The 13150-nt window shown below is 45.6% G+C and carries 9 protein-coding genes; 2 read left to right on the top strand and 7 right to left on the bottom strand.

Annotated features, from left to right (window positions below):
• The first annotated feature begins 26 nt into the window (after positions 1 to 26).
• Both J4N40_RS03360 and J4N40_RS03355 read left to right on the top strand, forming a co-directional pair.
• The gene (locus J4N40_RS03360; protein WP_047102646.1) at positions 27 to 2435 is read left to right on the top strand and encodes a glycoside hydrolase family 94 protein; all 2409 of its coding nucleotides are present in this window, start codon (positions 27 to 29) and stop codon (positions 2433 to 2435) included.
• 125 nt (positions 2436 to 2560) lie between these two features.
• Positions 2561 to 3973, top strand: coding sequence for a phosphoglucomutase/phosphomannomutase family protein (locus tag J4N40_RS03355; protein ID WP_033905585.1), 1413 nt, complete (start codon positions 2561 to 2563; stop codon positions 3971 to 3973).
• Positions 3974 to 4130: 157 nt separating this feature from the next.
• Here J4N40_RS03355 and J4N40_RS03350 read toward each other — a convergent pair whose 3' ends face one another.
• The 7 genes from J4N40_RS03350 to acnB all read right to left on the bottom strand — a co-directional run bounded on the left by J4N40_RS03350 (position 4131) and on the right by acnB (position 12902).
• On the bottom strand, positions 4131 to 5162 hold the full coding sequence (locus tag J4N40_RS03350; RefSeq protein ID WP_005380055.1) for an ABC transporter ATP-binding protein: 1032 nt from the start codon (positions 5160 to 5162) through the stop codon (positions 4131 to 4133).
• Positions 5162 to 6787 carry an ABC transporter permease gene (locus tag J4N40_RS03345; protein ID WP_053304117.1) on the bottom strand — a complete coding sequence of 542 codons (1626 nt, stop codon included), beginning with the start codon at positions 6785 to 6787 and terminating at the stop codon, positions 5162 to 5164. Before J4N40_RS03345 ends, J4N40_RS03350 begins: the two co-directional genes overlap by 1 nt.
• 99 nt (positions 6788 to 6886) lie before the next feature.
• Entirely contained in the window at positions 6887 to 7900 is a 1014-nt protein-coding gene (locus J4N40_RS03340; protein WP_005386566.1) for a Fe(3+) ABC transporter substrate-binding protein, read from the bottom strand.
• 152 nt (positions 7901 to 8052) lie between these two features.
• Positions 8053 to 9282 carry an ammonium transporter AmtB gene (locus J4N40_RS03335; protein WP_047102648.1) on the bottom strand — a complete coding sequence of 410 codons (1230 nt, stop codon included), beginning with the start codon at positions 9280 to 9282 and terminating at the stop codon, positions 8053 to 8055.
• Positions 9283 to 9309: 27 nt separating this feature from the next.
• The gene (locus tag J4N40_RS03330; RefSeq protein ID WP_005386570.1) at positions 9310 to 9648 is read right to left on the bottom strand and encodes a P-II family nitrogen regulator; all 339 of its coding nucleotides are present in this window, start codon (positions 9646 to 9648) and stop codon (positions 9310 to 9312) included.
• Positions 9649 to 9836: 188 nt separating this feature from the next.
• Positions 9837 to 10205: a YacL family protein gene (locus J4N40_RS03325; protein ID WP_025768192.1), complete on the bottom strand. Its 369-nt coding sequence runs from the start codon at positions 10203 to 10205 to the stop codon at positions 9837 to 9839.
• A 99-nt stretch (positions 10206 to 10304) separates the two neighbouring features.
• Positions 10305 to 12902 (bottom strand): bifunctional aconitate hydratase 2/2-methylisocitrate dehydratase, encoded by a 2598-nt coding sequence (gene acnB / locus J4N40_RS03320; protein ID WP_005380009.1) that lies wholly within the window; start codon positions 12900 to 12902, stop codon positions 10305 to 10307.
• Positions 12903 to 13150: the final 248 nt, after the last annotated feature.

Genomic DNA, 13150 nt, shown 5'->3' with positions numbered 1-13150 from the left:
CAGCTTCGTAAAAAGGAAAGACACAAATGAAATACGGCTATTTCGATAACGAGAATCGCGAATACGTCATCACTCGCCCTGACGTACCAGCACCATGGACCAACTACCTAGGTACTGAGAAGTTCTGTACGGTTATCTCGCACAACGCGGGTGGCTACTCGTTCTACAACTCTCCAGAATACAACCGTGTTACTAAATTCCGTCCAAATGCGACATTCGATCGCCCAGGACACTACGTTTACTTGCGTGATGATGAGACAGGTGATTACTGGTCAATCTCTTGGCAACCAGTTGCGAAGAGCCTAGACGAAGCAAACTACGAAGTTCGTCACGGCTTGTCTTACTCTAAGTTCAAATGTGAATACAGCGGTATTACCGCAACAAAAACTCTGTTCGTGCCAAAAGGCGAAGACGCTGAAATCTGGGATGTAGTGATTAAAAACACCTCTGACAAACCACGTACGATCAGTGCATTCTCATTTGTTGAGTTCTCATTCAGCCACATTCAATCTGATAATCAAAACCATCAGATGTCTCTGTACTCGGCAGGTACGGCTTACAACGAAGGCGTGATCGAGTACGACCTGTACTACAACACCAACGATTTCGAAGGCTTCTACTACCTAGCTTCAACATTTGACCCAGATTCATACGACGGTCAACGTGACAGCTTCCTTGGCCTATACCGTGACGAAGCAAACCCGCTAGCGGTAGAACAAGGCAAGTGTTTCAACACAGCACAAACGTGTTACAACCACTGTGGCTCTCTGCACAAGCAATTCACTATCCAGCCGGGTGAAGAAGTTCGCTTTGCTTACATTCTAGGTATCGGTAAAGGCAATGGTGACCGTCTACGTGCTAAGTACCAAGACCTTGCAGAAGTCGACAATGCATTTGCGGGTATCAAAGCACACTGGGATGAACGCTGTGGCAAGTTCCAAGTGAAATCACCAAACGAAGGTCTAGATACCATGATCAACGCTTGGACACTGTACCAAGCAGAAACTTGTGTGGTGTGGTCTCGCTTTGCTTCATTCATCGAAGTGGGTGGTCGTACTGGTCTTGGTTACCGCGATACAGCGCAAGATGCGATCTCAGTCCCTCACGCTAACCCTGCAATGACGCGCAAACGTATCGTTGACCTACTGCGCGGCCAAGTAAAAGCGGGCTACGGTCTACACCTATTTGATCCAGATTGGTTCGATCCAGAAAAAGCTGACGTTAAACCATCGAAATCCCCAACCGTGGTTCCAACACCGTCTGATGAAGACAAGATTCACGGCATCGAAGACACCTGCTCTGATGACCACCTATGGCTAGTTCCAACCATCTGTAAGTACGTGATGGAAACCGGTGAGCACAGCTTCTTTGACGAAGTGATCCCTTACGCCGACGGTGGCGATGCAACGGTTTATGACCACATGAAAGCCGCGCTAGACTTCTCGGCTGAATACGTAGGTCAAACCGGTATCTGTAAAGGTCTGCGTGCAGACTGGAACGACTGTCTGAACCTAGGTGGTGGCGAATCTTCAATGGTGTCGTTCCTACATTTCTGGGCACTGCAGGAGTTCATCGACCTAGCGAAATACCTAGGTAAGGAAGCCGACGTTGAAAAATACACGGTGATGGCAGCAAACGTTCGTGAAGCGTGTGAAACCCACCTTTGGGATGACGAAGGCGGTTGGTACATCCGTGGTCTGACGAAGAATGGCGACAAGATCGGTACTGCGCAACAAGCGGAAGGCCGAGTACACCTAGAGTCAAACACACTTGCGGTACTTTCTGGTGCGGTATCTCAAGAGCGTGGCGAAAAAGCGATGGACGCTGTCGATGAGAACCTGTTCTCTGAATACGGCCTTCACCTAAACTCACCATCTTTTGCAACACCGAATGATGATATCGGCTTCGTAACTCGTGTTTACCAAGGCGTAAAAGAGAACGGTGCGATCTTCTCACATCCAAACCCATGGGCTTGGGTAGCTGAAGCGAAACTGGGTCGTGGTGATCGTGCAATGAAGTTCTACGATGCGCTAAACCCATACAACCAGAACGACATCATCGAAAAACGTATTGCAGAACCATACTCATACGTTCAGTTCATCATGGGTCGAGACCACCAAGACCACGGTCGTGCAAACCACCCATGGTTAACAGGTACGTCAGGCTGGGCTTACTTCGCTGTTACCAACTTTATCCTTGGTGTGCGTACAGGCTTCGATGGCCTAACTATCGATCCATGTATCCCAACGAACTGGCCTGGTTTCGAAGTGACTCGTCAATGGCTAGGTGCAACGTACAACATCAAAGTAGTTAACCCAGACTCAGTAAGCAAAGGCGTTAAGTCGATTACTGTGAACGGTGAAGCAGTGAATGGTGCCTCTGTCCCAGTTCAAGCGGAAGGTTCAGTAAACGAAGTTATCGTTACTCTAGGTTAATCATCTTTTGGAGGAGTCCTTCTCCCCTTTTGATTTATCCGGTGCATTTATGTTTTACAAGTGCATCGGTTCGCTAGCAAAGATTTAAGAGGCGGTGGGATGCCGCTCTTATCGAGGATCGAATCATGATCAAATTTGGTACAGGCGGTTGGCGTGCATTTATCGGTGAGGAGTTCACTAAAGATAACGTACGCTTGGTTGCCCAAGCAGTTGCAAACATCACGAATAACGAATCGGTTGCTGATCGCGGTTTTGTGATTGGCTATGACCGTCGTTTTCTTTCCGATAAAGCAGGTCGTTGGTTCGCTGAAGTTCTAGCAGCAAACGGCATTGTGGTCAGCTTTATCGACAAATTTGTCCCAACACCTATCGTAATGTTTAAAGCGAAAGAAATGGGCTGCGCATACTCGGCATGTATTACCGCATCACACAACCCTGCCGATTACAACGGCATTAAAGTCTTCATTGAAGGCGGTCGTGACGCAGATGAAATCATCACCCAAAAAATCGAATCACAAATAGACGCGCTCACTGCGCAAGATGTAAAAAGCGTCGACTTTGAACAAGCGGTTGAAGATAAGCTGATTGAAATCATCAATCCGATGAACGAATTCGTTGACTCAATCATCGACTTTATCGACATCGAAGCGATCAAGAAGGCGAATTTACGTGTTTTGATCGACCCAATGTTTGGTGTCGCGAAAAACGCACTGCAAACCGTATTAATCAACGGCCGCTGTGACGTTGATGTGATTAACGATGGCAAAAACCCAGATTTCGGTGGGTTAATGCCTTCGCCAAGCGCTGCAACACTCTACCGTTTGATGCACCTAGTGAAAGAGCAAGGTTACGATATTGGCATCGGTACTGATGGCGATGCGGACCGTCTTGGTATTATCGACGAAAAAGGTAACTTCATTCATCCAAATGAAGTGCTACTGCTGCTTTACTACTACCTACTTGAATACAAAGGCTGGAAAGGCTCCGTGGTACGTAACATCGCAACCACCCACCTTCTCGATAAAGTCGCCGAAGATCATGGCGAGAAATGCTTTGAGGTTCCTGTAGGCTTTAAGCACATCAGCTCCCAAATGGAAGCGGATGACTCACTGATTGGCGGGGAAAGCTCTGGTGGCCTAACCATTCGCGGCCACATCAAAGGTAAAGACGGCGTATTCGCATCAAGCCTATTGGTAGAAATGATTTCAGTAACCGGCAAGAAGCTGTCTGAGTTGCTGGATGAAATCTATGGCAAGTACGGCTATGCCTACATGGCAGAAGGCGATTGCAAGTTCAAACCAGCGCAAAAAGACGTACTGTTCAACAAGATTTATGTTGAAAAGCAGTTGCCTGAGTTTGAGTTTGAAATCGAAAAAGTCAGCTACGAAGATGGTGCGAAAGTCTACTTCAAAAACGGCGGTTGGATCATCGCTCGCTTCTCTGGTACTGAGCCACTGCTACGAATTTTTGCAGAGATGCAAGATAAGGACACTGCGGAACGTGTTCTTCAACAGTTTAAAGACTTCTTGTCTTTATAACTGAACCTTGTGCCCGCTTCGAGCACTATGATGAGAGTCGACGCTGTCTGAAAAGGCGCTCATCAACAGGAGAAGAGCACTTGCCCGGCCCCACTGCCGGGCTTTTTTATTGTATGTTGGAAAGTCGTAAACGAGATAGCAAAGATACTCAGGACCGTTAAGCAAATGCCAGGACGCCTTGCGTTTCAATTTTCACCGCGACGGACTCACCTATATTTAATGCTTGCGAAGCTGTAGCTAACAAACGGTCACCATTCGCGTTAATCACATAACGGCAGTGATCACCCATAAAATGCTGTTCCAATACGGTTACCGAACTATCTTCATCGGATTGAATTTGCACATGCTGCGGTCTTAGCAGTAAAGAGCACTCCGCCTGTACTGGAATATCTTGTTGAGCCGTGGCTTCAACCACGCCCAAGTGGGTTTCATATTCTGAATTCGAAACTCGTTTAGCAGCAAGGTAACTGCCACCACCTAAGAAATCAGCGACAAATTTACTTGAAGGTTGGTAGTAAAGCTCAGATGCTGTGCCATATTGCTCGATGACTCCATTGTTCATCACTGCCATTTTATCGGCGAAAGCAAAAGCCTCTTCACGGCTATGCGTAACAAAAATGGCAGTCACACCTTGGGCCTTAAAAATCTTACGGATCTCACTTATCAACTCATGGCGAACTTGCGTATCAATATTAGAAAACGGTTCATCCAGTAACAGTAAGTCTGGGCTGTAAGCTAATGAGCGAGCAATCGCAACACGCTGCTGCTGTCCACCAGACAATTGATGAGGATAACGATCGCCATAACCTTGAAGGTGCACGAGTTCTAACATTTCTTGAACTTTGGCATTTTTCTCTTTTGTCGAGCACTGCTTTAAGCCAAAGGCAATGTTTTGCTCCACCGTCAAGTGAGGAAAAAGTGCGTAATCTTGGAAAATCATCCCTATGTTACGCTGTTCTGGCGGCAACCAGTTTTCCCCATCATCAATTGTGACGCAATTTAGACTCATTTCGCCTGACGTTAACGGCAATAATCCCGCAACGGCCTTTAATAGTGTTGTTTTCCCACAACCACTTGCTCCTAGCAAACAGACAATCTGCCCTTGTTCTACCTCAAGAGACAATGATTCGAGTACGGTTTGATCGTCATATTGGCACGTTAGGTTTTTAATTGATAATGCACAGCTCATCAGTGATTTTGCTCCAGTGAACGGTTAACAACAACAAGCGGGATCAACCCAACAAGAACCAACAGAACCGCTGGCAAAGCGGCCAATTCTAAATGCTCATCCGAGGCGAAGTTATAAACGTATGTGGCTAGTGTTTCAAAGTTAAACGGACGAAGTAACAAAGCCGCATTAAGCTCTTTCATCGACTCGATAAACACTAATAAAGCCGCAATCAGTGCACCGCGCTTAACCAGCGGAAAGTGCACGCGCCACAGCATGACATTGGGCTTACAACCCATAGTGCGCGATGCCATATCTAACGACGGAGAAATTTTATTTAAATTACTTTCGATACTCCCAATCGCCACCGCTGAAAAGCGCACAACCATGGCAAAAACCAGGGCGAACATGGAGCCAGAAAAAATAAGTCCCGGTCTTCCCCACTCCATGGCTTTAGCAACGTCGTTGACACGATGATCCATAAACAGCACAGCGACCATCACACCGATGGCTAGTACCGTTCCTGGTACTGCATAGCCCATAGAAGAAAGACGCATAAATGCCAAGCTTTCTCGTTTACCATTGACTCGATGGGTAAAGTTAACGATCAGTGCGACAGCAACACCAATAATCGCAGCAATAACAGACACAACTAAGCTATTCCATGCGTATTCACGAAACTCTGAGGTCCAACTCTGCGCAAAATAAGTGATCGCATAATCAATCAGCTGTAGTAGCGGCAAAATAAACGCGACCGAAACCAAGCCCCAGCACCAAACTAGTGCGGTCCACTTTTTCCAGCCCGTCAACTCGTAACGAAAATCTTCGTGACTGTTAAATTGGCTTTGAAAAAGCTTTTGTTTACGGCGGCTGTATCGTTCGGCACTAAGAAGCAGTACTACAATGACGAGCATCATGGCAGAAATCTTGGCTGCCGCATTAAGATTAGAGTACCCCAACCAAGTATCGTAGACCGCTGTGGTTAACGTATTCACCGCGAAGTAACTTACCGTACCAAAGTCACCGATGGTCTCCATTGCGACCAATGATAAACCCACTGCGATAGAGGGTCTTACTAACGGCATCGAGATGCGCCAAAAGCTTTCCCATGGAGAGCACTTGAGCAAACGCGCGCTTTGCAATAAAGAGACATTTTGCTCCATAAACGCAGCCCGGCACAATAAATACACGTAAGGATACAACACCAAAGCTAACACAAAGGTCGCGCCAGGCAACGTACGAATGTCAGGGAACCAATACTCGCCAGGTCCCCATCCGGTTACATCACGCAAAAAGATTTGAATTGGACCAGCAAAATCAAACCAATCCGTAAAAATATAACCAATGATATAACCTGGCATCGCAAGAGGTAGCACCAATGCCCACTGCAACCATTTTTCGGTCGGCAGTTTACACATGGCCATTATCCAAGCGCTTGGAATACCAAGAATTAAGGACAGCACCATTACGCCAACAGTTAGCGCAACCGTGTTAAAAATATAAGTCGGCATGACCGTTGCCATTAAATGAGCAAACAAATCATCCGTTTCACCAATCGCGGTGTAGAAGATCGCTAAGATCGGCAAAACCAGTAGCAGAGTTATTACCCCACTACTGGTTTTCCATAAAGAGTGTTTATCTTTCATCGCCTAATTACTGCAAGGCTGTATGAAATACAAATGCTGTTGCAAATACATCTCATATCCTTTAATCAAATGGGGGTACTGTTATACCCCCACAAGGAATTAAAGGTCAAATTTCACTTCGTCTAATAGCTTAATTGCCGCTTCGTGGTTGGCTGCAATATCGTCTAGAGAAAGCTTGTCTGCTTTAAAGTCACCCCAAGATTCCACAAGCTCAGAACGCTTCACGCCTTCTTTAACTGGGTACTCATAGTTAACTTCTGCGTACATTTGCTGCGCTTTGTCACCCGTTAGGAATTCCATTAGCTTCACAGCATTGTCTTTGTTTGGAGAGTACTTCGCCATCGCCATACCAGAGATATTCACGTGAGTGCCTGTAGTCTCTTGGTTAGGGAAGTTGATGTAAACTGCATCAGCCCAAGCCTTTTGCTCTTTGTCGTTAACCATTTTACCTAGGTAGTAGCTGTTACCCAGAGAAACATCACATAGGCCTTCTTTGATCGCTTTAACTTGTGCACGGTCGTTGCCTTGTGGTTTGCGAGCAAGGTTTGCTTTCACGCCTTCCAACCACTCTTTGGTTTCTGCTTCGCCATTGTGAGCAATCATTGCTGAAACTAGAGAAACGTTGTACGGGTGCTTACCGCTACGAGTACAAATTTTACCTTTGAACTCTGGCTTAGCTAAGTCTGCGTAGTTGAAATCTGCGCCTAGTTTACCTACGCGATCACGTGATGAATAAACGCTACGAGAACGTAGAGTTAGAGCAAACCACTCATTCTCTTTATCTTGGTATTGAGCAGGTACGTTTTCTTCAATGATTTTGCTATCGACTTTCTGAACTAAACCTTTGTTTGTCAGTTCAGCTAGACGGCTGATGTCTGTCGTAAGAATAACGTCAGCAGGGCTGTACTCACCTTCTTGAGCTAGCTTTTCTGCTAAGCCTTTTTTAGCAAATTTTACGTTTACTTTGATGCCAGTTTCTTTAGTGAACTCATTGAACATAGGTTCAACTAGGAAAGGTTGACGGTAAGAGTAGACGTTCACTTCTTCAGCAGCCATTGCTGTTGGAGCTAGAGTAGCGCAAGTTAGTGCTGAAAGAGTTAGCAGTTTTTTCATTGTTTAATCCTTTACCATGCTAATGATAACGTTTATCAGTTGCGTTATTATATGTATGTTCAATAAGAAGACAATGACGAATATTAAAAAACCTGCTCATCGGAGCAGGTTTTATTGTGTTAAGTGTGTAACCATTTATTACAAGCTAATGATTATTTCACCGTAACAAACTCTGGGTAAGCACCAACACCACAATCATGCATGTCCATACCTTCCATTTCTTCATCTTCTGTAACGCGAATCCCGACGGTTGCTTTCAAGATTGCCCACACAACTAGGCTGGCACCAAATACCCAAGCAAAGATAACTACGGCACCTAAAAGCTGAGCACCAAACGTTGCATCACCGTTGCTCAGTGGCACTACCATTAGGCCGAAGAAACCACACACACCATGAACTGAGATAGCACCTACTGGATCGTCAATTTTAAGTTTATCTAGAGCAATGATACTGAATACTACTAGTGCACCCGACACCGCACCAATCGCAACCGCGTACAGTGGTGATGGCGATAGAGGGTCTGCAGTGATGGCAACCAAGCCAGCTAGCGCGCCATTGAGAATCATCGTTAAATCGGCTTTACCCCAAGTAGTTTTACAAACGAATAGCGCCGCAATTGCACCGGCAGCCGCTGCTGCGTTAGTGTTTAGAAAGATCTGACCTACCGCTGTAGCATTCTCAAAATCTGAAACCATCAACTGAGAACCACCGTTAAATCCAAACCAGCCAAACCAAAGGATAAAAGTACCCAACGTTGCCAAAGGCATGTTAGAACCTGGAATCGGATAAATTTCACCATTTTTACCGTACTTACCCTTACGCGCGCCAAGCAGTAACACACCAGCTAGAGCAGCAGAAGCACCTGCCATATGTACGATACCAGAACCCGCAAAGTCACTAAATCCAGCTTCTGCTAGGAAGCCTCCACCCCATGTCCAGTAACCTTCCATTGGATAGATAAACGCAGTTAAAATCGCAGAGAAAATCAAGAAAGACCAAAGCTTCATGCGCTCAGCTACCGCACCAGAAACGACGGACATGGCAGTTGCAACGAAGACAACTTGGAAGAAGAAGTCAGACTCTAAAGAGTGGTCGGCCCCTTCACCTTGAGTACCAATTAACGTACCAAATGAAGGTAACCAGCCTCCTTCTCCATTATCGACATACATGATGTTATAACCGACAATCAGAAACATCGTACATGCGATGGCGTACAAACAGATGTTCTTCGTAAGAATTTCTGTTGTGTTTTTAGAGCGCACAAGGCCAGCCTCTAGCATCGCAAAGCCTGCTGCCATCCACATTACCAACGCACCGGAAATGAGGAAGAAAAAGGTGTCAAGTGCGTAACGTAACTCGGTTACTGTTGTTGCTAATTCCATAATAAGTATCTCCAATCCTTTGAATTCTTAAAGTGCTTCTGCGTCCATTTCGCCAGTTCGGATACGCACCGCTTGGTTCAGATCGTAAACAAAAATTTTACCGTCGCCGATTTTTCCGGTTTGCGCAGCTTTTGTAATTGCTTCAACAACACGATCTACATTGTCTGCGTGAGTCGCGATTTCAATTTTCACCTTTGGTAGGAAATCAACTTGATACTCTGCACCGCGGTACAATTCCGTATGACCTTTTTGACGACCGAACCCTTTAACTTCTGATACTGTCATCCCTTCGATACCGACATCAGCCAATGCTTCTCGTACATCGTCTAATTTAAACGGCTTAATAATGGCATTGATTATTTTCATTGAGTTATCTCCGAAGCTTTCATCCTGAAACACTTCTTATAATCCAATCTACGTGCCAAGTTTTTAAGTCATTGAATAATAAAAGCTAACCTCAATTTACATATCTATAAACAAAAAGAGCGCACCATATCGGTGCGCCCTTTTCACAAATTTAAAGCAACGGCAGAGAAGTTACCCAAAACTGTGCATTAAATGTTCAAAAAGTCTTTCCATTGTTCGATAAGTGTCATGAAATCCTCTATCCCACAACTTGCTGTACTTTCTGCATTGTAGAAGTCGAACTCACTTTCCATCTCGACATCATATTCATGGGCTAATGCGTTTTCTTGTACAAGAACTTCGTCGCCCTGAATCATCAAGCTAATTTCCGTGCCTGTTAGGTTATGCTCCTGAGAAGGCGCTGAAAATGACCGCTCAATTAGCTTTTCAACCTGTGCAATCTTCATCGGATCTTTGCCAATTTCTTCTTGCAACCAGCGCCCTACAATCTCATGTCCCATGCTACATTTTACGTAGTACTCGCCCATCAACGTGTTACGAATGAATTCAAATTCCACCGAGATTGCCTATTTCGTATCAATTTGGTGCGAGTATAGCGAATTGCTCCCATAAAAAAAGCACCTCATATGAGGTGCTTTCGAATTGTGCATTTCTGATTATGCCGGTTCTTGGAAGATCACTTCGTCCGCTTTCTTGGTGTATTGATCCATTTTATGGAAGTTCAAGTAGCGGTACGTATCCGTTGCCGTAGCGTCGATTTGCTTCGCGTATTCTAGGTATTCTTCTTTGGTTGGAATCTTACCTAGGATTGCACCTACTGCAGCTAGCTCAGCTGACGATAGGTAAACATTCGCACCAGTACCCAGACGGTTCGGGAAGTTACGCGTTGAAGTCGACATTACTGTTGATTTATCTGCAACACGTGCTTGGTTACCCATACAAAGTGAACACCCTGGCGTTTCAATACGCACCCCTGCACGTCCGAAGATACCGTAGTAGCCTTCTTCAATCAGTTGGTCTTTATCCATCTTTGTTGGTGGCGCTACCCAAAGGCGCGTCGCTAACTGGCCATTGAACTTATCAAGCAATTTACCTGCTGCGCGGAAGTGACCGATGTTCGTCATACAAGAACCGATGAACACTTCATCAATCGCTGTGCCTTGTACTTCAGACAACAAACGAGCGTCATCTGGGTCATTCGGTGCACATAGTACTGGCTCATTAATTTCAGCCATATCGATTTCAATCACATGTGCGTATTCAGCGTCTTTATCTGCTTGCATCAGCTCAGGGTTTGCTAGCCACTCTTGCATTGCAGTAATGCGGCGCTCGATAGTACGGCGATCACCGTAGCCTTCAGAGATCATCCACTTCAGCATCACGATGTTAGAGTTTAAGTACTCTTCGATCGACTCTTGAGACAATTTCACAGTACAACCTGCCGCCGAACGCTCTGCAGATGCATCAGAAAGCTCAAATGCTTGCTCAACCGTTAGCGTTTCTAAGCCTTCAATCTCAAGGATACGGCCAGAAAATTCGTTGATCTTGCCCGCTTTTTCTACCGTTAGTAGACCTTGCTGAATCGCGTAGTAAGGAATGGCATGAACAAGATCACGCAGTGTGATACCCGGTTGCATTTCACCTTTAAAACGAACCAAGATTGACTCTGGCATGTCTAGCGGCATAACGCCTGTCGCAGCTGCAAAGGCAACCAAGCCCGAGCCAGCTGGGAATGAAATACCCAGAGGGAAACGAGTATGTGAGTCACCACCCGTACCGACAGTATCCGGCAGCAGCATACGGTTTAGCCATGAGTGGATAATACCGTCACCAGGACGAAGAGATACACCACCGCGGTTCATAATAAAGTCCGGAAGTGTATGGTGAGTGTTAACGTCTACTGGTTTTGGATAAGCCGATGTGTGACAGAAAGACTGCATGACAAGATCAGCAGAGAAGCCGAGACACGCCAAGTCTTTAAGTTCATCACGAGTCATAGGGCCTGTAGTATCTTGCGAACCTACTGTCGTCATTTTCGGCTCACAGTAGGTTCCAGGACGGATGCCTTCTACGCCACATGCTTTACCAACCATTTTCTGTGCAAGCGTGTAGCCTTTACCAGAATCTGCGATTTCACCAGGTTTGCGGAATACGTCCGAAGGCTCAAGACCTAGAGACTGGCGCGCTTTGTCTGTCAAACCACGACCGATGATCAATGGGATACGACCACCAGCACGAACTTCATCAATCAGTACTTCTGTTTTTAGCGAGAACTCAGCTAGAACCTCACCAGTTTCGTGGTTGCAAACTTTACCTTCATATGGGTAAACATCGATAACATCGCCCATGTTGAGCTTAGTTACGTCAACTTCGATTGGTAGTGCGCCAGCATCTTCCATTGTGTTAAAGAAGATAGGGGCAATTTTGCCACCAAGCACATACCCACCAGCTCGTTTGTTTGGAACGTAAGGGATATCATCACCCATAAACCAAAGCACTGAGTTGGTTGCAGATTTACGTGAAGAGCCAGTACCAACAACATCACCAACGTAAACCAATTGATGGCCTTTGTCTTTTAACTCTTCAATTTGCTTGATCGGGCCAATAGTACCCGGTTGATCAGGGTTTATTCCTTCACGCTCGTTTTTAAGCATCGCCAGTGCGTGTACTGGGATATCAGGGCGAGACCAAGCGTCAGGTGCAGGTGAAAGGTCATCCGTGTTCGTTTCACCTGTTACTTTAAATACGGTTAGAGTGACTTTTTCTTCAAGCTTAGGCTTAGAAAGGAACCACTCAGCATCAGCCCATGATTGAAGTACTTTCTGTGCATGCGCATTGCCTGCTTTTGCTTTCTCTTCGACGTCATAGAAAGCATCAAACATCAGCAGCGTATGAGACAGCGCTTTTACTGCGATCTCTGCCAGTGCTTCATCATCCAATAGCTCAACTAGCGGTTCGATGTTGTAACCACCTTGCATAGTGCCTAGCAGTTCAGCCGCTTTTTCACGACTCACTAATGGTGATTTAACTTCACCTTTTGCTACTGCTGTTAGGAACCCCGCTTTTACATAAGCAGCTTCATCAACACCTGGAGGGATACGGTTTTCAAGTAGGTCAAGAATGACTTCTTCTTCACCTTGCGGGGGATTTTTCAGAAGTTCTACAAGTCCAGCAACTTGTTCTGCGTCTAGCGGTTTAGGAACAACTCCTTCAGCAGCACGCTCTTCGACGTGTTTACGGTAGGCTTCAAGCACGACTTTTTCCTCTCATTGCGGTTCCTCCTCTATTATTACTATTGTTAAAGTAAAGGAGTGAACATCCTTGGAAACTTGGCTCTCCATTGCCCTTGTTTTCATTCAATTATGATTGAGAAACAGCGCCGTAGAGGCCAAACTGTGGGCAAAATAATAGCAAATTTAACCTTAAATTAAAATCTTATCATTTTGACCAACATAGCAACTTACGACTAAAGTTCTGCTAATTTTGACCAAATATGCCAAGT

Origin of the sequence: Vibrio sp. SCSIO 43097 (assembly GCF_023650755.1) — a bacterium.
Taxonomy (GTDB): domain Bacteria; phylum Pseudomonadota; class Gammaproteobacteria; order Enterobacterales; family Vibrionaceae; genus Vibrio; species Vibrio alginolyticus.
The sequence above is the reverse complement of the archived record's forward strand: the minus strand, read 5'-3'. Positions and strand labels throughout refer to the sequence as shown.

Bases quoted from the DNA above. Each gene is read 5' to 3' on its own strand.
- J4N40_RS03360 (WP_047102646.1), top strand. From the start codon at position 27: ATGAAATACGGCTATTTCGATAACGAGAATCGCGAATACGTCATCACT.
- J4N40_RS03355 (WP_033905585.1), top strand. From the start codon at position 2,561: ATGATCAAATTTGGTACAGGCGGTTGGCGTGCATTTATCGGTGAGGAG.
- J4N40_RS03350 (WP_005380055.1), bottom strand. From the start codon at position 5,162: ATGAGCTGTGCATTATCAATTAAAAACCTAACGTGCCAATATGACGAT.
- J4N40_RS03345 (WP_053304117.1), bottom strand. From the start codon at position 6,787: ATGAAAGATAAACACTCTTTATGGAAAACCAGTAGTGGGGTAATAACT.
- J4N40_RS03340 (WP_005386566.1), bottom strand. From the start codon at position 7,900: ATGAAAAAACTGCTAACTCTTTCAGCACTAACTTGCGCTACTCTAGCT.
- J4N40_RS03335 (WP_047102648.1), bottom strand. From the start codon at position 9,282: ATGGAATTAGCAACAACAGTAACCGAGTTACGTTACGCACTTGACACC.
- J4N40_RS03330 (WP_005386570.1), bottom strand. From the start codon at position 9,648: ATGAAAATAATCAATGCCATTATTAAGCCGTTTAAATTAGACGATGTA.